Consider the following 21598-nt stretch of genomic DNA (forward strand, 5'->3'; position numbering starts at 1 on the left):
GACGCCTTCACCTCCGAGGAATGTGCCAACTACCTCAAAAATTCAGGCTATCGAACTTAATGCCATCACGCTTTAGTACCTTCCCGCGGCCGGCAGTTCTCCTCGCCCGCCAAACAGGCTAGAGCGAGCGGATGGACAACGCACAACCCTCCTCCGCCAGGATCACCGGCATCTACCGCTACCCCGTCAAGGGCCTCACGCCCGAGTCGCTGCCGCACGCAGAGCTCAAGGCCGGCGAGACGCTCCGCTCCGATCGCCGCTATGCGATCGAGAACGGCCCGAGCGGTTTCGATCCCTCCGCGCCGAAGTGGTTGCCGAAGCCGCATTTCCTGATGCTGCAGCGGGACGAGTGGCTGGCGCCGCTGCGCGCCCAGTTCGACGATGACAGCCACGTGCTGACGCTGCGCCGGGATGGCGCGATGGTGGCCCAGGGCGACCTCGAGACCGCGGAAGGCCGCGCGGCCATCGAGCGCTATTTCGCCGACCGTCACACCGGCCAGATCAAGGGACCGCCCAAGGTGCTGGTCAGCCCGGGCCACAGTTTCTCCGACGTGCCGCGCAAGGTGGTCTCGATCATCAATCTGGCCAGCCTGCGGGCGATCGAGGAGATGGTGCAGGCGCCGGTCCATCCGCTGCGCTTCCGCGCCAATCTCTATGTCGAGGGCTGGCCGGCCTGGCATGAAGCCAGCCTGCTCGACCAGACCATTGCGATCGGCAGCGCACGGGCGAGGGTGGTGAAGCGCATCACCCGCTGTGCGGCGGTCAATGTCGATCCCGATACCGGCGCACGCGACCTCTCGGTGCCGAACACGCTGATGCAGCGCTTCGGCAACAATGAATGCGGCATCTATGCCGAGATCATCAGCGATGGCGGCGCCGCCGTCGGCGACACGATTGCCGCCGAGGGACCTGTCGCGTCGTAGGCCGGGCAAGGCGCATACGCGCCCTGCCCCGCTTTCGACGAGTCAGTTGGTCGGCATCACATAGGCGTAGATCCGGCCGCGCGAGACCGGCGTCTCGCGGACGCGGTGGCCGCTGTTGCCGGAGATCATGGTCGGATTGCCCTTGGCATCGACGCCGGTGATGATGCCGACATGGCCGCCGCCGCGGCGGCTCATCACGGCAATGGCGCCGACCTGCGGTCCCGAAACGCGCGTACCGTATTTGGCGAACGAGCTCGCCATGTCGGAGCCGGTGCCGCGATGGCCGGTGTGCTGCAGCACCATGTTCATGAAGCGTGCGCACCACAGGCTGGAGCGGTCGGTCGGATTGCCGCCGAGATAGCGGCGCGCCTCGGCCACGATGCCGGACGAGCCGAAGCCACCTGCCGCGCTGACGCCGCCGGTGTTGGGCACGGGGTCAGCGCTGCCGGGCAACGGCGCTGCGTTGGTTTCGATGATCCCACCCGGCTGCGCGAGCGCGCGGCGCTCGGCGCGCGACAGCCGCGCGGCGTGCCGATAGTGATGACGGGCATAATGACGCGCGTGATGGCCGGCATGGGCCGAATGCGCGTGACGTGAGTGGTGCGGACGGGCGGATGCCGGAGCGGCGGAGATCACTGCGAGAGTGAGCGAACACAGAGCCAGCGCCAAAACACGAAGCGACCGGCGACACGCAAGCAACTGAACCATACTTCACTAGATCCTCTGTAACGCCCCCCAACTCCCCGTCGCGTTCCCGGGGGAACGCGACGGTGGTTTTGAAAATCGGGATGGCGCGAGGAAGATTTCATGCGGCGCAGCGGGAACCATTTCTGGGTCATTCCGCGATGATTCGATGACGAGAAAGGAACCGGAACTGCCGCATTGCGGCCCTGAAAATTAACTGCAAATCTGGACGCGGCCAACGAGAGGAGAATTTCAATGCCCTACGCCACGACGAAAGATCATGTCCGCCTCCATTTCGAAGAGGCCGGCAGCGGAACCCCGATCATCTTCCTGCACGAGTTTGCCGCTGATCACACCAATTGGGAGCCGCAGATGCGCTACTTCGCGCGCGGCCACCGCTGCATCGCCTATTCGGCGCGCGGCTACACGCCGTCCGACGTGCCGCCGAGCGCCGACGTCTACACCTACCAGCACTTCTATACCGACGCGCTCGCGGTGCTCGATCATCTCGGCATCGCCAAGGCGCATTTCGTCGGGCTCTCGATGGGCTCCTATTCGTCGCTACAGATCGCGCTCAACGCGCCGGAGCGCGCGCTGTCGATGACGCTGGCCGCGGTCGGCTCCGGCTCGAGCCTCGAGAATCTCGATGCCTTCCGCGCGCAGTGCCGCGCCAATGCCGAGCAATACGAGACCATCGGCGCGGTCGAGGTCGCCAAGGTGACGCGCGAGGCGCCGAGCCGGATTCCGTTCCTGGTCAAGGATCCGCGCGGCCACGCCGACTTCTACGCCGCGCTCGCCCGCCACGACGCCAGGGGCTCGGCCAATACGATGCGCAGCTTCCAGGGCGGCCGACCCTCGATCTACACCATGACCGACGCGATCAGGCGCGCCGTGACGCCGGCGCTGATCCTGTGCGGCGACGAGGACGACAATTGCATCGCCCCCAGCATGTTCCTGAAGCAGCATCTGCCGGCCGCCGGGCTTTCCTTCTTCCCGAAGTCGGGTCACGTGCTCAACCTCGAGGAGCCAGCGCTGTTCAACGAGATGGTCGAGCGCTTCATCGCGCTGGTCGAGGCCGGCCGCTGGCCGGCGCGCGATCCGCGGTCGCTGGTGGCGGCGCCGGTGTAGTCCTGTCATTCCGGGGCGATGCGCAGCATCGAACCCGGAATCTCGAGATTCCGGGTTCACGCTTCGCGTGCCCCGAAATGACGCCATGACGTCACTTCCCCTGCCCACCCCGGCTGAGCAGGAACACGCCCTGCTCGCCGAACATGTTCCACACCCACCACGGCAGGTTGAGCGGCACCGGACGGCCGTAGAGATCGAGCGCCACCGCGCGCTCCATCTTGACATTGATCTCCTCGCAGAGCTGCACGAAATCCTTGATGGTGCAGAAATGGATGTTCGAGGTGTCGTACCAGCTCGCCGGCAAATTCTCGGTGCGCGGCATGTGGCCGCCGATCAGGAGCTGCAGCCGCATCTTCCAGAACCCGAAATTCGGGAACGAGACGATGGCGCGCTGGCCGATGCGCAGCAGATTTTCCAGCACCACCTTGGGCTGTCGCGTCGCCTGCAAGGTCTGCGACAAGATCACGTAGTCGAACGCATCGTCGGGATAGTTGACGAGATCGGTGTCGGCATCGCCCTGCACCACGGCGAGTCCCTTGGCGACGCAGCCATTGACGCCCTCGCGTGACAGCTCGATTCCGCGGCCGTCGATGCCGCGGCTCTCCAACAGCTGCAGCAATTCGCCATCGCCGCAGCCGACATCGAGCACGCGCGAGCCCGGCCGCACCATGTCGGCGACCAGGAGATGATCGGTGCGATGGCCGCCGGTCCGCTCCGGCGCGATACCCGGCAAGGGCAATGTCTGCTGCATGCTCATGACTGGCCGTCGTCCTTCAGTCCGCGCGCCTTGCCTGCGGCCAGCAGGAAGGCGCGGGAGATGTCGAGGAATTCGGGCACGTCGAGCAGGAAGGCGTCGTGCCCCCTGTCGGTCTCGATCTCGGCGAACGACACCCGCGCGCTCGACGCATTCAGCGCATGCACCAGCGCGCGCGATTCCGAGGTCGGAAACAGCCAGTCGCTGGTGAACGACACCACGCAGAACCGCGTCTGGATGCCGGTGAACGCCTTCGCCAGCACGCCGTTGTGGTCGGCGGCGATGTCGAAATAGTCCATCGCGCGGGTCAGATAGAGATAGGAGTTGGCGTCGAAGCGCTCGACAAAGGACGAGCCCTGGTAGCGCAGATAGCTCTCGACCTGGAAATCCGCATCGAACGAGAAGGTCGGCAGCTCGCGGTCCTGCATCCGCCGTCCGAACTTGCGATGCAGCGCGGCGTCCGAGAGATAGGTGATGTGCGCGGCCATCCGCGCCACGGCGAGCCCGCGATGCGGATGGGTGTCCTCGTCGACATAGCGGCCGCCGCGCCAGTCCGGATCGGCCATCACGGCCTGGCGGCCGAGCTCGTGGAACGCGATGTTCTGCGCCGAGTGGCGCGTCGAGCAGGCAATCGCGAGCGTCGAGAACACGCGCTCCGGATAGGCCGCGGTCCATTGCAGCACCTGCATGCCGCCCATCGAGCCGCCGACCACGCAGAACAGCGTCGTGATGCCGAGGCGATCGATCAGCATCGCCTGCGCGCGCACCATGTCGGGGATGGTGATGATCGGGAAATCGAGTCCCCACACCTTGCCGGTCGCGGGGTTCAGCGACGCAGGGCCGGTCGAGCCCATGCAGCCGCCGATCACATTGGAGCAGATGATGAAGTATTTATCGGGATCGATCGGCCGGCCGATGCCGACCATGGTCTCCCACCAGCCGGGCTTGCCGGTGACGGGATGGATGTTGTTGACGTGCTGATCGCCGGTCAGCGCGTGGCAGACCAGGATCGCGTTGGAGCGGTCGACATTGAGCTCGCCATAGGTCTGATAGGCGATCTGGAACGGTGCGAGATCGACGCCGCAATCGAGCTTGAGCGGCTGGTCCATCCCGAATTTCGCCACCAGTGACGACGGATGGTCGGCCTCATGGGCGCGATCATCGCTCGGGGTTTGTGGGCTCGGTATCGGACGCACGTTGCTCATCTAGGCGACCCTGCCTCCGCGCGGGAGGGCTCGACGGACCTCAGGCCAATAAAAAACCCGGCCTGAACAAAGGTTCGGCCGGGAGCTGATAAGGTCCCCGGCCTGTTTAGCGAGTTGTTTAACGTGGCTGCAAGCCGGCCGGCTCAAATGACCACGGGACGCAGGGAACGTAGTCCCCACGCCCCCCGGCGTCAAGACAGCCCTGCCCACGGCCAATTGGTTAACCGAATGCGCAAGGCACGCCTGCGACGTTTCTCTTTGCTTTCGCTGCCCGTCTTTCCTAATCAGGGACCCTGTCCGACGCGGCAACGGGCCGCCCCGACGACAAGGTTTGAGAGCATGTCCAACCCACCCCCGTCGCCGCCCTCGCTGCAGGATCTGCGCAAGGAGATCGATGCGATCGACGAGCAGGTTCACCGCCTGCTGATGGCGCGCGGCGATATCATCGACCGCCTGATCCAGGTCAAGAAGACCCAGGAGGTCGGCTCGGCGTTTCGCCCGGCGCGCGAGGCCAGCATGATGCGCGAACTGGTGCGGCGTCATCGCGGCATCCTGCCGCTCGACACCATCGAGAGCATCTGGCGCGTCATCATCTCGACCTTCACCTATGTGCAGGCGCCGTTCGCGGTGCATGCCGATGTTTCGGTCGGCGAGTCGGCCATGCGCGACTCGGCGCGGTTTCACTTCGGCTTCGTGGTGCCTTACGTCTCGCATTTCAGCGCACAGGCCGCGGTCGAAGCGGTGGCGAAGTCGAAGGGCGACCTCGCGCTGGTCTCCGCGATCGCAAGCCGCACGCCGTGGTGGAATGCGCTCGAGGCCAGTGGCGCGCCGAAGATCATCGCGCGGCTGCCGTTCCTCGAACGCGCCGACCATCCCGCTGCGCTGCCGGTGTTCGTGATCTCGCGGGTCGCCGACGACGCCATGGTCACCGAAGTGCAGACCTGGAGCGTGCGCGTCTCCGGCTGGAACGCCGATGTCGCCCGGGCGCTTGCGCCGCTCGCCGAGATCGTCGCGGTCCCCGACACCGCCTTCGACGGCGCGGCGCTCCTGGTCTCGGTCACCGGCCACGATTTCGAGGCCATCAAGCTCGCCCTGATCAAGGCCGGCGCCTCAGTGCGCTCGTCGGCCCTCGTCGGCAGCCACGCAACGCGCTATACGGTGCCCTCTAACGGATCGGCCAGGACCTGAAGTAGCAGCCGGCCGCTCGTCCAGGCTTTTGTTTTGACGCGTTTTCTTCACGCGAACCGGTGTCCACTTCGCTTGAAAACGCTCTGTTCGGAGTTGATGATGTCCCGCCCCGTGCCGAACCCCGGCATCCTCGATATTGCGCCCTACACGCCCGGCAAGAGCCCGGTGCCGGAACCGGGCCGCAAGGTGTTCAAGCTGTCCGCCAACGAGACGCCGTTCGGTCCGTCTCCGAAGGCGATCGCGGCCTACGAGGCCGCGGCTGACCATCTCGAGGACTATCCGGAGGGCACCTCGCGCGTGCTGCGCGAGGCGATCGGCCGCGCCTACGGGCTCGATCCCGACCGCATCATCTGCGGCGCCGGCTCCGACGAGATCCTCAATCTCTTGGCGCACACCTATCTCGCGCCCGGCGACGAGGCGATCTCCACCACCCACGGCTTCCTGGTCTACCCGATCGCCACCATGGCGAACGGCGCCAGGAACGTGATCGCGGCCGAGACCAATTTCACCGCCGACGTCGACGCCATTCTCAAGGTGGTGACGCCGCGCACGAAACTGGTCTGGCTCGCCAACCCGAACAATCCGACCGGCACCTACATCCCGTTCGACGAGGTCAAGCGCCTGCGCGCCGCGCTGCCGTCGCATGTGCTGCTGGTGCTCGATGCCGCCTATGCCGACTACGTCTCGCGCAACGACTACGAGCTCGGCATCGAGCTGGTCGCGACCACCGACAACACGGTGGTGACGCACACCTTCTCGAAGATCCACGGCCTTGCCGCGCTGCGGATCGGCTGGATGTTCGGGCCCGCGCATATCGTCGATGCCTGCAACCGCATCCGCGGTCCGTTCAACGTCACGACACCGGCGATGCTGGCGGCGGTGGCGGCGATCGAGGACACGGCGCATGTGCAGATGTCGCGGACCCACACCGAACAATGGCGCAACTGGCTGACCGAGGAGATCGGCAAGCTCGGGCTGAAGGTGACGCCGAGCGTCGCCAATTTCGTGCTGATCCACTTCCCGACCGACAAGGGCAAGACCGCGGCGGAAGCCGACGCCTATCTCACACGGCGCGGCCTCGTGCTGCGCGCACTCAACAATTACAAGCTGCCGCATGCGCTGCGCATGACCATTGGCACCGAGGAGGCCAACCGCCTCGTGGTCGAGGGACTGCGCGACTTCCTGGCCGGAAAGTGACATCGTGACCACCGCCCCGCTCTTCAAACGCATCGCGCTGATCGGCTTCGGCCTGATCGGCGGCTCGATCGCGCGCGGCGCGCGCGCGCAAGGGCTGGTCGGCGAGATTGTGACCACCGCGCGCTCGGAGAAGACGCGTGCGCGCGTCGCCGAGCTCAGCATCGTCGATCGCGTCGTCGAGACCAATATCGAGGCGGTGAAGGATGCCGACCTCGTCATCCTCTGTATCCCGGTCGGCGCCTGCGGCCCGGTCGCCGCCGAGATCGCCGGGCATCTCAAGCCCGGCGCCATCATCTCCGACGTCGGCTCGGTGAAAGGCGCCGTCGTCAAGGACATGGCGCCGCATCTGCCTGACGGCGTCCACTTCGTCCCGGCGCATCCGGTGGCCGGCACCGAGCATTCGGGGCCGGATTCCGGCTTCGCCGAGCTGTTCATCAATCGCTGGTGCATCCTCACCCCGCCCGAAGGCACCGATCCCGCGGCGACCGACCGGCTGCGCGCGTTCTGGGCCGCGCTCGGCGCCAAGGTCGAGGTCATGACGCCCGATCATCATGACCTTGTGCTCGCGATCACCAGCCATCTGCCGCATCTGATCGCCTACACCATCGTCGGCACCGCCGACGAGCTGGCGCAGGTGACGGAATCCGAGGTCATCAAATTCTCCGCCGGAGGCTTCCGCGACTTCACCCGCATCGCGGCCTCGGACCCGACGATGTGGCGCGACGTATTCCTGGCCAACAAGGACGCCGTGCTCGAGATGCTCGGCACCTTCAACGAGGATCTGTCGAAGCTGACCCGCGCGATCCGGCGCGGCGACGGCGAAGCGCTGTTCGACCACTTCACCCGCACCCGCGCCATCCGCCGCGGCATCGTCGAGACCGGCCAGGACTCCGCCGCGCCCGACTTCGGCCGGCCGCATGCGAATTTGAAGACGTAGGCGGGGCTCGGTCCGCCTACCGGCGGACGGAGCGAGCTGGTAGCCTCCAGCAGGAAAGCCGGCGCGTCACTGATGACAGGGAGCGATCAGATGATACTCAGTCCGGATCATGTGACGATCGCAGTGGCAGATGCCGGCCCGGCGATCGCGTTCTTCGCACTGCTTGGCTTCAAGAAGACCCACGTCGCGACCATCGACGGCGGCGTTCCCGCCCGGTACATGGGCATGCCGGCCATGAGAGCGCAGCACATCACGCTCGCACTCCAAGGAGCGGATTTCGAGATCCAGCTGCTCCAGTTCGACCCGCCCCCGGGGACCGATCCGGGGGTGCACCCGACCAATCTGCGAAGGCTGGGCTTCAATCACCTCGCCTTCCGCGTCGACGACATCGAGGCGGCCACCGCGCACCTGGTGGCGAACGGTGTCACCATGCTGAGCGACGAGATGGATTACATCAGCCGGAAGCTCCGGCTGTTCGAGGGCCCGGAGGGCATCACCTTCGAGTTGGTGGAGCGGGACGCCTGAGACTACGCTGGCCAGGACCTTTTGCATTGCCCCAAGGACAACTCGCAAGCCTGCCCCGATGTCGGCTTGCCGGTACCTCGCCCCATTATCACGAGACCTCAGGCGCGCTATCATCCGGCCATTCTTTGGACAAGACTGAAGCGAGTGCTGGAGGCTGATCGCCCCTGACGGATAGCCGAGTCGGTACTCTTGGGTGACATTGCACGGAAAGGGATACGTCAATGAACTCCGCACCCACTCCGGACCCAGCTGGATCGAACGATAGCGTGAGCGCGCGCGCCGACGAAAGACTCGCGGAAGCCCACAGGCAGATTGCGCGCGCCGATGAAGAACTCACGCGCTTGAGTGAACAGCTCGCAAGAATGGAGCGCGATGCCGCGTCCCGCCCTTCGGTGCAGCCAAACCCGCCCTCGGTCGGACCTAGCCCTGCTTCTTCCGGGCCCAGCCCCTCTTCTTCCGGACCTGGCTTGCAATCGCGACCCGGAAGACCGATATTCCGAGCCCTCACCGCCTTGTCGGTGGCAGCATGTATCGTTGTCGCTGCCCTGGCTTTGCAATCGTCATATGGCGGGGAAGCCAAGCTGCTTGTCGCCCGTTGGGCGCCGCAGCTCGTTTCAACTCCAGCATTGCCGCCGGATGATCCGCAGCCTCCGGCGCAGCCCGCTCCACCTGCCGTTCAGGTCGCCGCGGCAGACACCGCTCCGCCCCAAGCGACGCCGTTGCCTCAGACCGCACCACCGCAGGACGCCGCGCCGACAGCCAACACAGCCCCTCCCGATCAGACGCAGCTGCTGCAAACGATCGCACGCGACCTCGCGAATGTTGAGCGAAATATCGAGCAACTAAAGGCGAACCAGCAACAGATGGCCCGCGAGAACTCCAAAGCCATTGAGGAACTCAAGGCGAGCCAGGAAGAAATGAAACGGGCACTCGCGAAGGTTTCCGAGCCGAAGGCCTCACCGCCTCCGACGCAGCCGGCTCCGGCCGTGCGCAAGCCCGAGCGGACGTCTATCCCGCCATACGCAAGGGCGCGACCTCGAATCCCAAGGGAGTGGTTCTACGACGAATGGTGACCGCCGATGCAGCCATCCTTCAGTTCCTGATCGCTTTAAGCCGGCGGCAGGCCGAGTGACTGCGCGGCCTCCATCCAGACCGGCAATTCGCGCTGATACAGCGCATTGCTGTCCTTGAAGCCGATCGCGGGCTCCAGCACGAAGGTCGCGAGCACCTCCTTCACCTTCGGATCGCTATTGGCGGCGACGCAAATCTCCGACAGCCGATCGACGATCGGCTGCGGCGTCGCCTTCGGCAGCGCCCAGCCCGAGAAGCCGCTCACGGTGAAGAACTTCGACGTCGCGCCCTGCTCGGGCAGCGTCCTGATCTCGGGGATCGCGTCGACCTTCTTCGAGTGAACTCCGAAGACGACGCCCCGGTTGCTCTGCAGCACGGTTTGCGCGGCGGTGTAGCTGCCCATCGCGACATCGAGCGTGCCTTCCGCAAGCCCGGTCCACATCGGCGCCTCGCCGCGATAATGGATCGGCTCGATGGTGAGGCCATACTGCTTGTTGAGCTCGTTGATCGTCATGTGCGGCGCGGAGCCCGCGCTGTAGGTGCCGAAATTCACCTTGCCGCTGCTGCGCGCATAGGCGACGAATTCCGCCAGTGTCTTGACGCCCAATTTCGGGCTCGCGACCAGCAGCAGCCCGGCGCCCGGGATCACGCTGACCAGCGTCAGATCCTTGTCCATGTCGTAGCCGGGGTTCTTCATCATAGCGCGGTTCATCACGTAAGTGGTCGAGATCGAGCACAGGATGGTGTGACCGTCAGGCGCGGCGCGCGCCACCTCGGCGGCGCCGATCGAGCCCGAGGCGCCCGCCTTGTTCTCGATGACGACGGTCTGCCCGACTTGCCTTGCGATGAATTCGCCGAAGGCTCGCGCCAGGAGATCAGTCTGCCCGCCGGCGGGGTAGCTGCAGATCATGCGGATTTGCCGCGAGGGCCAGGCGGCTTGCGCCGAGGCTCCGCGTGACAGGAAGGGCATCGCGGCGGCCGCTGATCCGGCAGCGATGACGTGACGGCGGGTGAATTTCGCTGGCATTAAAGTCCCTCCCCGATTTTTTGGTGAGGGTATCGCATCGGCCGGTCGCAGCTACGGGACAGATTGGCGCAGCAGGGAAATGTGGCAGCGGAAGGCTGCGACGCACTGGTCGAGGCAAGGCGCGCAATGGTGTCAGCCCCGTCATCCTGAGGTGCGAGCACAGCGGCGCAACTGCGCCGCTACGCGAGCCTCGAAGGATGCACGGCCGCAGCCGGGCCGCCGCCCTTCGAGGGCCGCCGAAGAGGCGGCCACCTCAGGGTGACGGAGTGAGAGCGCGATCGTTCGAATTCACTCGTCGCGACCGTGCTCACCGCCGCAACCGTTGATCCCGGATCGGCCCCGCCGATATCGCGGCGGCCTTCTGCGCCGGCCGCTGACGGCCGACGAGGCCGGCGGTCGCCAGCATGATGCCGCCACCGAACCACCAGGAGCCGATCACGAACTCCCAGGCGCGCGGCGGAATTTCGTCGAACACGATGCCGTAGACAGACACCAGCGCAGCCAGCGCGGCAAGGAAGATGCCGCCCGCGCTCATAAGCTCGACGGCATCAATGCGCCCCGTGCCGCGCATCGCGGGCTTGGGAATATCGATGCCGAGATAGAAACCGGCGGCGCCGATCACGATCGTCGTTGCGATGAAGATCAGCGTGCCGAAGACAGCGACATGGCCCTTGGCGAGCTGGGCGGCGACGAACGTGCCGGCCATGGCACCGGCCATCGCCAGGCCGGTCCGCTGCAGCACATGCGCGGCGCGGCTGACCATCATCAATTCGCGCGCGATCACGGCCCTCTGCTTCGGTCTGGTCACGATCCTCATCTGTAGCCTCCCTTTCCAGAAGCGGCATCGGTTCTGGCCGCATCGGAATCAATGTCCACCGCGCGCGAAGCCATCCTGGTCACTACCGACTTCCCCTCATCCTGAGGAGCCCGCGCTTGCGGGCGTCTCGAAGGATGCAGGCCATGGACCGGGCCTCATGGTTCGAGACGCGCTTCGCGCTCCTCACCATGAGGGTCTTGCGACACGGAGGACTAGAACGGGTAGTAGCGGATCTGGGTCATGACGATGTGGTCGTCGGTCTTCGGCGCGCCGCCGACACCCTGGAAGGCGAAGCGCTGGGTGTAGGAATATTGCGCGCCGGCCTTGATGGTGCCGTAGGAGCCCTTGAAGATCGTGTCGTAGAAGCCCGCGGTGTACTGCCTCACCTCCGAAGTGTTGCCGTTGCAGGTCGCGGCCGGCGAGTTCTCGATGTTGCAGCCGAGGTTGTTGTAGAGCGGATTGCCGTAGCCGAACGGCACCGTGCCGACATTGGAGAAGGTCGCCTTGGTCTTTTCGAGCCCGGCATAGGCGTAGAGATCGAGCGACGGCGTCGTGTGCCAGACCGAGCCGACCAGGAAGGCCGTGATCGGCAGCGGCTGGATCGAGCCGTCCTGGCGCACGGTCGCATCCGGGAATGGCGTTGCGGTGAAGCGGCCGAGCGCACCGTAAGAGGCGGAGGCCTGCACCTCGAGCAGCTTCGGCACGATCTCGGCCGAGAGATGGCCGCCGAAGCTCACCGTGTTGACGTCGTGATTGGCGAAGTTGAAGCGATCATAGAAGTCGCGGTAGAGCGCCCACGCCTCGACATGCAGCTTGTAGGGCCCGAGCCGCGGATCCCACGCGCCCTTCACGGTGAGATCCGGAACGTGGTTGAGGCTGACATTGTTCAGGCTGTTGAAGAAGCTGCCGCCCGGACCGGCGAGATTGACCAGCAGGTTCGGATTGAGCACGCCCTGCGGGCCGACAGCCGGCGTGCCGACCAGCGGGTTGTTGCCGCCGAAAAAGGACGTCTGCGGGTTCTCCGCCGAGACCGCGAGCTTGAACTCGGGCCCGATATCCTGCCAGACCCGGACGCCCGGTTGACGCGCGCCGAGGAAGCCCGGCACCAGTTCGAAATCGATCACGCCCGGCGTATCGGCGCCTCGCGGATCGATGCCCGCCTTGCTCGGCGTGTTCAGCGACCATGATTGGCCGGCGAGGACATGCAGGCCGAGATCGCTGCGGTCGATCTCGATGCTGGCCTGCCGCAGCCGCGGATTGAACGAATTGGTCGCGACCGAATTGGCGGTCTGCGCCGCGCCCTCGAAATCGAGCTCGCCATAGCCGGCGACGTGGATGTTCTCCGTGGCGTTGGCTTCGGCGAGCACCGAGAAGCGGGTCTGGCGCGCGGTGAAGCGCGACTCGCCGGTGTTGTAGTTCTTGCTCTGCGGGAACGGGATGAAGTTGTAGACCGAGCCCGAATCGGAGGCGAGGTTACGGCTGCGATAGATGCCGGTGAGATCGACCCAGCCGCCGAAGGTGAAGGTGACGCCCTTGTAGCAGAGCTTGCCCGAAGCGCAGGGATCGAACGGCACCGGCGCCTTCGCCGTCATCTGCGCGTTCTGAATTGCGCTCTGTCTTGCGGCCAGCGCCTCCTCCTTGCGCGCCTGCGTCTCCATTTTCTGCTCGAGCTGCTTCAGCCGTGCCTTCAACGCACGCAGCTCGGACGCATCGTCCTCCGCCAATACCGGACCCGCTGACAGCAGCACGCTGCCGAGCAGAATTCCCCCGAGAATTCGCATCGCTTCCTCCACACGAGGTTGTTTCCTCAGGCGAGAGAGAGCGGTATTCGGGGAGTGATATTCGCGCCGGGGCGCATTATTCCGGTCACGTTTTTCTCATCGCGGCGCCGGGAATAGATTGCCGCGACGGACGATATCGCGCGCGAGGAGATAGTGAGCGGCCTTACCGGTAAGCTCTGTCATTGCGAGCGAAGCGAAGCAATCCATCGCGCGGCATATGCGGAGCCATGGATTGCTTCGTCGCTATCGCTCCTCGCAATGACGGATGTTTCCGCAGCGTCCATCCGCTCAGAACAGCGGCGGAATCTGCGCGACTTTCAGCGGCCCCAGGAACACCGCGCCGTCGGCGAAGCGCAGCGGGAAGCTGCGCGCCTTCTTGCCTTCGAGCGTGGCCTCGGTGCCGAGCGAATTGATGCCGGCGGAAATGCCGGCATTGGCGTTCTGCTTGATCACCTTGCCGAGGCCGGGGATGGCGCGATCCAGCGCGCCGAACAGATTGCTGAGGTCCTGGCTCTTCACACCCGGCGCGACGCGGTCGAGCGTCGACTGCGGCACGCCCTCCTCCAGCATCTTGTCGATGCCGAGCGCGGGGATGACGCGCTCGAGACCGGCGACCGTCATCTGCAATTCGCCCTCGATGCGACCCTGCGCGTTGAGGCGCAGCGTGCCGGCCGCGACCGACAGCACATCGCCCTGCTCGATCCGCGACTGCTGGATTTCGACGCTGCCGCCGGCGGCCTGGATCTCGCGGAAGCGATCCGGCCACGGCTTCGGCGAGAAATCCTTCAGGCCGTTGAGCCGCGCATGGATGTCGGCGTTGAACGGCTGGGCGAGCAGCGGATGCACGTCCTGCAAGGTGCCGCCGGCAATCTGCAGCACGGTCTCGATCGCGGGACTGTCCGGCGCCGAGCCGTCGACCTGCCTGCCGTGCAGCTCGATGTGATTGACCCGCGCCAGCGGCGCCGGCGCGGCGCCGCCGGTGCGGTCGATGGCGAGATCGTCGAACACCAGCGAGGCGCGCTGCGGCACCGCCGGCAGGCCGACGACGCTGCTGCGTCCCTTGCTCCAGCCCACCGACAGCGTCGGCTGCGCGCCGCGCTCGGCGATCGTGGCCGGGCCCTTGAATTCGGCGATCACGAGCTTGGGATCGTAGACCTGCGCCACGACCAGGATCTCGGCGAGCCGCGCCACGAACGCCATCTGCGGCGAGGCGGTCTGCGAGACCAGCATCACGCTCGGATCGGTGCAGCGGACCTCGAACCGGAACGGGTAGCCCGCCACCGAACGATCGCCGCAATCATAGACCCGGCCGGCCTTCGCCTCCTGCGCGCGCCAGGCATCGGCCTGCACGCCGACCTGCGAGGCGGCGAAGAACCAGAAGCCGCTCCACGCGACCGCGGCGATCAGGACCGCGACGGGGACGGCATAGAGGCCGAAGCGCGAGCGGCGGCGGGGGGCGGAGGTCTGATCCGACATGCAGGTCCTTTGGCGGGCGAATTTGTCAAAATCTAAGCGGCCGCGAGCCTTGAACAAGCCCCGAGCAACCCTTGAGCGAGCCTTCAGCAAGCCTTGAGCAAGCCTTGAGCAAGCCTTGAGCAAGCCTTGAGCAAGCCTTGGAAACATCACGGAATCCGCTTCGCTTCGACGGCCCGTTCTGCTAGCCCATCAGCGCGATGTCAGCAAATCCTCCCCATTCCGAAACCGACGGCGACCTCTGGGTGTTCGGCTATGGCTCGCTGATGTGGAAGCCGGGCTTCGAGTTCCTGGAACAGCTGCCGGCGCGGCTGATCGGCGAGCATCGCGCGCTCTGCGTCTATTCGTTCGACCACCGCGGCACGCCGGAGAAGCCGGGCCTGGTGCTCGGGCTCGACCGCGGCGGCGCCTGCCGCGGCATCGCGTTCCGCGTCGCCGCCCGCCTGCGCCACGACACCATCGCCTATTTGCGCGGACGCGAGCAGACCACCAACGTCTATCGCGAGGTGATGCGCTCGGTGTGGCTGGAGAATGCGGCGCGCGAGCGCGTCTCTGCGCTGGCCTATGTGGTCGATCGCGGCCATGTGCAATATGCCGGGCGGCTGTCGCTCGCCGAGCAGCAGCGCCTGGTGCTGCAGGGCCATGGCCGCTCCGGCAACAACCGCGACTATGTGCTCTCGACCGTGGCCTCGATCGAGAAGCAGGGCTTTCGCGACACGCAGCTGCACCAGCTGGCGACAACGCTGCACGATGCGGGCACGCTGCATCGCGATGCGCGCGCGGCTGACAGGCTCGATCCGGGCTGAGGCGCGGAACCTCGCTCGCGAATTTTTGCCACGGCGCGAACAACATTGTGGTCTCAATTTCCGGTCGCTGGAATGGAATGACCGGAATGCGCCTCTCATTGCCCAAGCTCGCCGCAATCGGCCTGCTGTTGCTGCTGAATTCCCCATCTTATGCAGGTCTGAGAGAGGATGGCGCGGCGTGCGACGCCAGGGATCCGCACCCCGAGCTCGCGATCCCCGCCTGCACCCGCCTGATCGCGGCCAATCCCAGGGGACGCGACCTTTCGATCACCTATTACAACCGCGCGCTCGCCTGGCATAACAAGGGCGATCTGGAGAAAGCCAAGGCGGACTACGATCAGTCGATCGCGATCAATCCGTCGTTTGCGCCATCCTATGGCCAGCGGGCCAAGGTCTTCCTGCAGAACCAGGACTATGACCGCGCGCTGAGCGACTTCGATCAGGCGATCCGGCTGAAGCCTGCCGGCCCGTTCAGCGCCGGCTGGTTCAACAATCGCGCCGAGCTGTTCGTCGCTACCGGGGACTACGATCGCGCGCTCGCCGACTACGGCAGATCGATCGAGCTCGATCCGAGCTCGTGGTACGCCTATGTCAATCGCGCATTGGTCTACGATTTCCGCGGCAAGGACCGGCTCGCGGCGCTGCATTGCCAGGATGCGATCAAGGTCGCACCGCGCGCAGGCGGCCCCTATTATTGCCGGGCGGTGGTCGAGATCAGCGCCGGCGACATCGACAATGCGTCGCGGGATATCGAACGCGCGATCGCCATCCAGGACGGGCAATCCGAGTTCTATTCGCTGCGCGGCCTGACGCTGGCCAGCAAAGGCGAGCTCGATCAGGCCGTGCGCGATTACGATCGCGCCACTCAACTCAATGCACAGGGCGCGCTGAATTACGCACGCCGAGGCCTCGCCGACGAGAAGAAGGGCGATATCGAAGGTGCGCGCGCCGACTTCCGCCATGCGCTCGACGTCATCGGCCTCGATCAGCTCGACCGGACGCAGGGCCAGCGCGTCGCCAGGGACGGCCTGCAACGGCTGGACAAGGTCGCCACCACGGACAAGAGCGTGATCGTGGATCACGGTGCGGCCAAGCCACCCCCCGCGGTCGCCGCGGCTGTGCCGATCGCGCCGATCGGCGTGGGTCAGAAGGCAGCAATTCCGGAGCGGCGCGTCGCGCTGGTCGTGGGCAATTCCAGATATCGCTCCGTGCCGGTGCTGCCGAACCCCGGCCAGGACGCGGCGGCGATTGCCGATACGCTGCGCGCCGTCGGCTTTCAGGATGTCCGCCTCGTGAACGACGCCACGCGGGACAGCCTGGTCGAGGCGCTGAAGTCGTTCGCCAACGCGGCCGACGGCGCGGACTGGGCGGTGATCTACTATGCCGGGCACGGCATGGAGATGGCGGGCGAGAACTATCTGGTGCCGGTCGACGCGAAACTCGCCACCGACCGCGATGTGCCGTTCGAGGCGGTTGCCCTGACCCAGGTGCTGGGCGCGACCGAAGGTGCGCGCAAGCTGCATCTCGTCATCCTCGATGCCTGTCGCGACAATCCCTTCGCCAACCAGATCAAGCGCACCGTCGCGTCGCGCTCCATCGGCAGGGGACTGGCCCAGGTCGAGCCCGACAGCGGCACGCTGGTCGTCTACGCCGCCAAGCACGGCCAGGTCGCGCTCGACGGCGACGGTGGTCACAGCCCGTTCGTGACCGCCCTGATCAAGCGCATGCAGACGCCGCGGATCGAGATCCGCAAGCTGTTCGACTTGGTGCGCGACGACGTCATGGCGGCGACGGATCGGCGGCAACAGCCCTTCAGCTATGGTTCGGTGCCGGGAAGCGAGGATTTCTACTTCGTCGGCGCGAGCCAGAATGCGGCGAAATAGTCCGCATGCGGCGCCCGCGGCCCGGCGCGCCTATCTGCCCAGCAGCGCAAACGCCTCGTCGACGCAGGCCTCAAGGCTGCGATGCGCCGTGTCGACGATGAGCCGATCGCGATCCCAGGCATCGTAAGCGCGGCGCGCGACAGCATCCCAATCCGGCAGAGCGAGCCCCGCGATGTCGCTCGTTCTCGTCTCGACCCGCCGACGATGCTCGGCCGGATCGCTGCACACGATCTCCAGCCATTTCACGTCGGCGCCGGCCCGTTGCGCCGCCGCCTCCCATCCTTCGCGCGACGCCTGGCAATCGTTGACGCAGTCCGCGAGGACGTCGAAGCCGAGCGCGAGATTGTCGGTGGCGACGGCCTGCGCCGCGCGGTAGGTCCAGTCGGCGAGATCGCGCGGCGCGGAGGGCGATGCCCAGATCGCCTGGTCCATCGAATCGATCCGCAGCCACATCGCGCCGATGCGCGGCGCCAGCTGCCGCGCAATGCCGGATTTGCCGGCGCCGGGCAGCCCGGCCAGTGCGATCAGTCGTGCCATTGCACCCTCGCCCCCTTGCGATCATCAGGGCCGAAAACTAGCTCAGTTCCACCCGCGTTCCCACGCACCGTGACGCGCACCGCACCGGATTCGAGCGCATTGATCGACAACCACACGATCGAGAATACGGCCGCCGTCGGGCGCTGTGTTGCGGTCAGACACATCGCGGCGGCGGTATGGCGCCGCCCTGTGACATTTAGGCTTTTGCATCCCGGCGCGGACGGATAGAAGCTCTTCCGCAAACAGCGCTCGCAAATTCGATGAACCTCTCCGCCCCCTTTGTCCGACGGCCGGTCGGCACCACGCTGCTGTCGCTTGGCCTCGTGGTGGCGGGCATCATTGCGTTCTTCAAGCTGCCGGTGTCGCCGCTGCCCGACGTCGACATCCCGACCATCATGGTGCAGGCGACGCTGCCCGGCGCGAGCCCTGCCGACGTCGCCTCCACGGTGGCAAGCCCGCTCGAGCGCCATCTCGGGCAGATCGCCAGCGTCACCGAAATGACCTCGGTGTCCTCGCTGGGCTCCGCCCGCATCACGCTGCAGTTCGACATCGACCGCGACATCAACGGCGCCGCGCGCGACGTGCAGGCGGCGATCAACGCGGCGCGCGCCGACCTGCCGACCAACCTGCGCGCCAACCCGACCTACCGCAAGTTCAACCCGGCCTCGGCGCCGATCCTGATCTACACCTTGACCTCGGACACGCTGACGCCGGCCGAGCTTTATGACGCCGCCTCCACCGTGCTGGCGCAGAAGCTGTCGCAGGTCGAGGGCGTCGGCGAAGTCTCGGTCGGCGGCGGCTCGCTGCCCGCCGTGCGCGTCGAGCTGATCCCGCCGGCGCTCTACAAATACGGCATCGGGCTCGAGGACGTCCGCGCCGCGCTCTCGAGCGCCAATGCGCACAGCCCGAAGGGCGGCATCGACGTCGGCAACCAGCGCTACCAGATCTACGCCAACGATCAGGCCCGCAAGGCGGCCGACTACAGGCCGCTGGTCGTCGCCTACCGCAACGGCGCGGCGGTGCGCCTGACCGACGTCGGCGACGTGATCGATTCCGTCGAGAATGTCCGCACGCTCGGCGTTTCCAATGGCAAGCCGGCCGTCGTGATGATCGTGTACCGGCAGCCGGGCGCCAACATCATCAAGATGGTCGACAGCGTCAAAGGGCTGATGCCGCAGCTGAAGGCCTCGGTCTCGCCCGCGGTCGACATCACCCTCGCAATGGACCGCTCGAAGACGATCCGGGCCTCGCTGCACGACGTCGAGATCACGCTGTTGATCGCGGTGGCCCTGGTGATCCTGGTGGTGTTCGCCTTCCTGCGCAATGCGCGGGCGACGCTGGTCCCGGTGGTGGCGGTCGGCGTGTCGCTGATCGCGACCTTCGCCGTGATGTATCTGCTCGGCTACACGCTCGACATCTTCTCGCTGATGGCGCTGACGGTGGCGACCGGCTTCGTGGTCGACGACGCCATCGTGGTGCTGGAGAACATCACCCGCCACATGGATGCCGGGCTGTCGCGGCTCGAGGCCACGCTGGTCGGCACCCGCGAGGTCGGCTTCACCGTGCTGTCGATGAGCGTGTCGCTGATCGCGGTGTTCGTGCCGATCCTGCTGATGGGCGGCCTGGTCGGCCGCCTGTTCCGCGAATTCGCCATGACCATCACGATCGCGATCGTGATCTCGCTGGTGGTCTCGCTGACCACGACGCCGATGATGTGCGCGGTGCTGCTGCGCAAGGAGGAGGGCCAGCCGCACGGCCGGATTTACCGGATCAGCGAGCGCATCTTCGAGCTGATGCTGCACGGCTACCGGGCGACGCTCGGCCTCGCGCTGCGCCATCCGCTCCTGGTGATGCTGATCCTCGGCTCGACGCTCTATTTGAACTTCCATCTCTACAAGGTGGTGCCCAAGGGCTTCGTGCCGCAGCAGGACACCGGATTGCTGATCGGCTCGATCCAGGCCGACCAGAGCACCTCGTTCCAGCTGATGCAGCAGAAGCTGATCCAGTTCATCGACATCGTGAAGTCGGATCCGGCGGTCGACACCGCGGTCGGCTTCACCGGCGGCGGCGGCGTGGGTCCCGGCGGCACCAACACCGGCACCGTGTTCGCCTCGCTGAAGCCGATGGACGAGCGCCGGCTGCGCGCCGACAAGGTGATCGAGCGGCTGCGCGAACCGTTGGCGAGCGTCGCGGGCGCCACCCTGTTCCTGCAATCGATCGGCGACCTCGGCGCCGGCGGGCGCTCGGGCAACGCGGCGTATCAGTACACGCTGAAGGGCTCGACCTTCGAGGAACTGAACGAGTGGACGCCAAAGCTCGTCGCGGCATTGCAGAAGGAGCCGACACTTGCCGACGTCAACAGCGACCAGCAGAACAAGGCGCTGCAGGCCAATCTCGTCATCGATCGCGACGCCGCCTCCCGGCTCGGCATCACCGTCAGCCAGCTCGACAACACGCTCTATGACGCGTTCGGGCAGCGCCAGGTCTCGACAATCTTCGTCGCGCGCAACCAGTATCACGTGATCATGGAGGTCGCGCCGCGCTTCTCGCAGGACCCGCAGACCCTGAAGGAGGTTTATATCTCGACCTCGGGCGGCTCGGCGAGCGGCACGCAGAGCACCAACGCGGTGGCCGGCACGGTGGCCTCGTCCTCGCAAAAAAGCTCGGTCAGCGCGGTCGCCGCCAATGTGGTGCGCAACCAGGCCACCAACTCGATCGGCGCCACCGGCAAGGGCGTCGCATCGACCGGAACCGCGGTCTCCACCAGCGCGGAAACCATGATCCCGCTGTCCAGTATCGCGCGCTTCGAGCACGGCGAGACGCCGCTCTCGGTCAACCACCAGGATCTCCTCGTCTCCAGCACCATCTCGTTCAACCTGCCGCCGGGCGTCTCGCTGAGCACGGCGACCACCACGATCGAGAACGCGATGCACGCGCTCGGCATGCCCGCGGGCATTTCCGGCGGGTTTGCAGGCTCCGCGAAGATCTTCCAGCAGGCGCTGGCGAACGAGTTGTTCCTGATCCTCGCCGCGCTGGCGACGATCTACATCTCGCTCGGCATGCTCTACGAGAGCTACATCCACCCGCTGACCATCCTCTCGACGCTGCCCTCGGCCGGCGTCGGCGCGGTGGCCGCGCTTATGCTGTCGCATACCGATTTCGACATCATCGGCATGATCGGGGTGATCCTCCTGGTCGGCATCGTGAAGAAGAACGCCATCATGATGATCGACTTCGCGCTCGATGCCGAGCGCCAGCGCGGGCTGTCGTCGCGCGATGCGATCTACGAAGCCTGCCTGATGCGGTTCCGCCCGATCATGATGACGACCCTCGCCGCCTTGTTCGGCGCGGTGCCGCTGATGATCGGCCTCGGCGAAGGCAGCGAGCTGCGTCAGCCGCTTGGCATCGCCATCTTCGGCGGGCTGATCCTGAGCCAGATCCTGACGCTCTACACGACACCGGTGGTCTATCTCTATCTCGACCGCGCCAGGCTCTGGACCCAGCGCCGCCGCGCGGCGCGCCGCGCACGCCGGGCCGCAGCACGCGCGTCCTGACTAGGCGACGAAGGTGCCGCAATCGAGCCCACGGATCGGGCCTCGCCCACTTTCCAGGCGTGGACGACTCTCATAGGGAGGGGAATGACGAGGCTCGACAAACGGTGA

General features: G+C 66.1%; 18 protein-coding genes and 1 riboswitch. Of the genes, 10 read left to right on the top strand and 8 right to left on the bottom strand.

Annotated features, from left to right (window positions below; genetic code table 11):
- Positions 1–131: 131 nt before the first annotated feature.
- Positions 132–923: an MOSC domain-containing protein gene (locus tag IF803_RS30995; protein ID WP_461194686.1), complete on the top strand. Its 792-nt coding sequence runs from the start codon at positions 132–134 to the stop codon at positions 921–923.
- A 42-nt stretch (positions 924–965) separates the two neighbouring features.
- Here IF803_RS30995 and IF803_RS31000 read toward each other — a convergent pair whose 3' ends face one another.
- On the bottom strand, positions 966–1631 hold the full coding sequence (locus IF803_RS31000) for a TIGR02594 family protein (RefSeq protein WP_461194687.1): 666 nt from the start codon (positions 1629–1631) through the stop codon (positions 966–968).
- A 231-nt stretch (positions 1632–1862) separates the two neighbouring features.
- Between IF803_RS31000 and IF803_RS31005 the strand changes: the two genes are divergently transcribed.
- Positions 1863–2735 (top strand): alpha/beta fold hydrolase, encoded by an 873-nt coding sequence (locus IF803_RS31005; RefSeq protein WP_461194688.1) that lies wholly within the window; start codon positions 1863–1865, stop codon positions 2733–2735.
- Positions 2736–2826: 91 nt separating this feature from the next.
- Here IF803_RS31005 and metW read toward each other — a convergent pair whose 3' ends face one another.
- Positions 2827–3492 (bottom strand): methionine biosynthesis protein MetW, encoded by a 666-nt coding sequence (gene metW / locus IF803_RS31010; protein WP_028341893.1) that lies wholly within the window; start codon positions 3490–3492, stop codon positions 2827–2829.
- Complete coding sequence (gene metX, locus IF803_RS31015; RefSeq protein ID WP_461194689.1) at positions 3489–4694, bottom strand: homoserine O-acetyltransferase MetX; 1206 nt, start codon at positions 4692–4694, stop codon at positions 3489–3491. The genes metW and metX overlap by 4 nt, the downstream gene beginning before the upstream one ends.
- An 85-nt stretch (positions 4695–4779) precedes the next feature.
- Positions 4780–4859: riboswitch (SAM riboswitch) on the bottom strand.
- Between the two features lie 174 nt (positions 4860–5033).
- On the opposite strand from metX, the gene IF803_RS31020 reads away from it, so the two are divergent.
- The 5 genes from IF803_RS31020 to IF803_RS31040 all read left to right on the top strand — a co-directional run bounded on the left by IF803_RS31020 (position 5034) and on the right by IF803_RS31040 (position 9614).
- Complete coding sequence (locus IF803_RS31020) at positions 5034–5882, top strand: chorismate mutase (RefSeq protein WP_038385298.1); 849 nt, start codon at positions 5034–5036, stop codon at positions 5880–5882.
- 99 nt (positions 5883–5981) lie between these two features.
- Positions 5982–7079, top strand: a complete 1098-nt coding sequence (gene hisC, locus IF803_RS31025; RefSeq protein WP_461194735.1) for a histidinol-phosphate transaminase — start codon at positions 5982–5984, stop codon at positions 7077–7079.
- Between the two features lie 4 nt (positions 7080–7083).
- On the top strand, positions 7084–8016 hold the full coding sequence (locus IF803_RS31030) for a prephenate/arogenate dehydrogenase family protein (RefSeq protein WP_461194690.1): 933 nt from the start codon (positions 7084–7086) through the stop codon (positions 8014–8016).
- Positions 8017–8106: 90 nt separating this feature from the next.
- Positions 8107–8541 carry a VOC family protein gene (locus IF803_RS31035; protein ID WP_461194691.1) on the top strand — a complete coding sequence of 145 codons (435 nt, stop codon included), beginning with the start codon at positions 8107–8109 and terminating at the stop codon, positions 8539–8541.
- A 512-nt stretch (positions 8542–9053) separates the two neighbouring features.
- The gene (locus tag IF803_RS31040) at positions 9054–9614 is read left to right on the top strand and encodes a hypothetical protein (RefSeq protein ID WP_461194693.1); all 561 of its coding nucleotides are present in this window, start codon (positions 9054–9056) and stop codon (positions 9612–9614) included.
- A 35-nt stretch (positions 9615–9649) separates the two neighbouring features.
- On the opposite strand, the gene IF803_RS31045 is transcribed toward IF803_RS31040, so the two are convergent.
- The 4 genes from IF803_RS31045 to IF803_RS31060 form a co-directional block, all read right to left on the bottom strand.
- Positions 9650–10639 carry a Bug family tripartite tricarboxylate transporter substrate binding protein gene (locus tag IF803_RS31045; RefSeq protein WP_461194694.1) on the bottom strand — a complete coding sequence of 330 codons (990 nt, stop codon included), beginning with the start codon at positions 10637–10639 and terminating at the stop codon, positions 9650–9652.
- A gap of 307 nt (positions 10640–10946) precedes the next feature.
- A complete protein-coding gene (locus tag IF803_RS31050) occupies positions 10947–11456 on the bottom strand; it encodes a hypothetical protein (RefSeq protein ID WP_304557215.1) in 510 nt (169 codons plus the stop codon).
- 212 nt (positions 11457–11668) lie between these two features.
- Positions 11669–13237: a hypothetical protein gene (locus tag IF803_RS31055; protein ID WP_461194696.1), complete on the bottom strand. Its 1569-nt coding sequence runs from the start codon at positions 13235–13237 to the stop codon at positions 11669–11671.
- Positions 13238–13525: 288 nt separating this feature from the next.
- Positions 13526–14713 carry a DUF2125 domain-containing protein gene (locus IF803_RS31060; protein WP_461194697.1) on the bottom strand — a complete coding sequence of 396 codons (1188 nt, stop codon included), beginning with the start codon at positions 14711–14713 and terminating at the stop codon, positions 13526–13528.
- Positions 14714–14910: 197 nt separating this feature from the next.
- Here IF803_RS31060 and IF803_RS31065 point away from each other — a divergent pair, with 197 nt between their 5' ends.
- Together IF803_RS31065 and IF803_RS31070 are read left to right on the top strand one after the other, a co-directional pair.
- Positions 14911–15516, top strand: coding sequence for a gamma-glutamylcyclotransferase (locus tag IF803_RS31065; protein WP_461194698.1), 606 nt, complete (start codon positions 14911–14913; stop codon positions 15514–15516).
- Between the two features lie 86 nt (positions 15517–15602).
- Complete coding sequence (locus IF803_RS31070; RefSeq protein ID WP_461194700.1) at positions 15603–17399, top strand: caspase family protein; 1797 nt, start codon at positions 15603–15605, stop codon at positions 17397–17399.
- 30 nt (positions 17400–17429) lie between these two features.
- Here IF803_RS31070 and IF803_RS31075 read toward each other — a convergent pair whose 3' ends face one another.
- Positions 17430–17936 carry an AAA family ATPase gene (locus tag IF803_RS31075; RefSeq protein WP_461194702.1) on the bottom strand — a complete coding sequence of 169 codons (507 nt, stop codon included), beginning with the start codon at positions 17934–17936 and terminating at the stop codon, positions 17430–17432.
- A 260-nt stretch (positions 17937–18196) separates the two neighbouring features.
- Here IF803_RS31075 and IF803_RS31080 point away from each other — a divergent pair, with 260 nt between their 5' ends.
- The gene (locus IF803_RS31080; RefSeq protein WP_461194703.1) at positions 18197–21490 is read left to right on the top strand and encodes an efflux RND transporter permease subunit; all 3294 of its coding nucleotides are present in this window, start codon (positions 18197–18199) and stop codon (positions 21488–21490) included.
- Positions 21491–21598 lie beyond the last annotated feature (108 nt).

It is taken from the genome of Bradyrhizobium sp. UFLA06-06 (assembly GCF_054820065.1).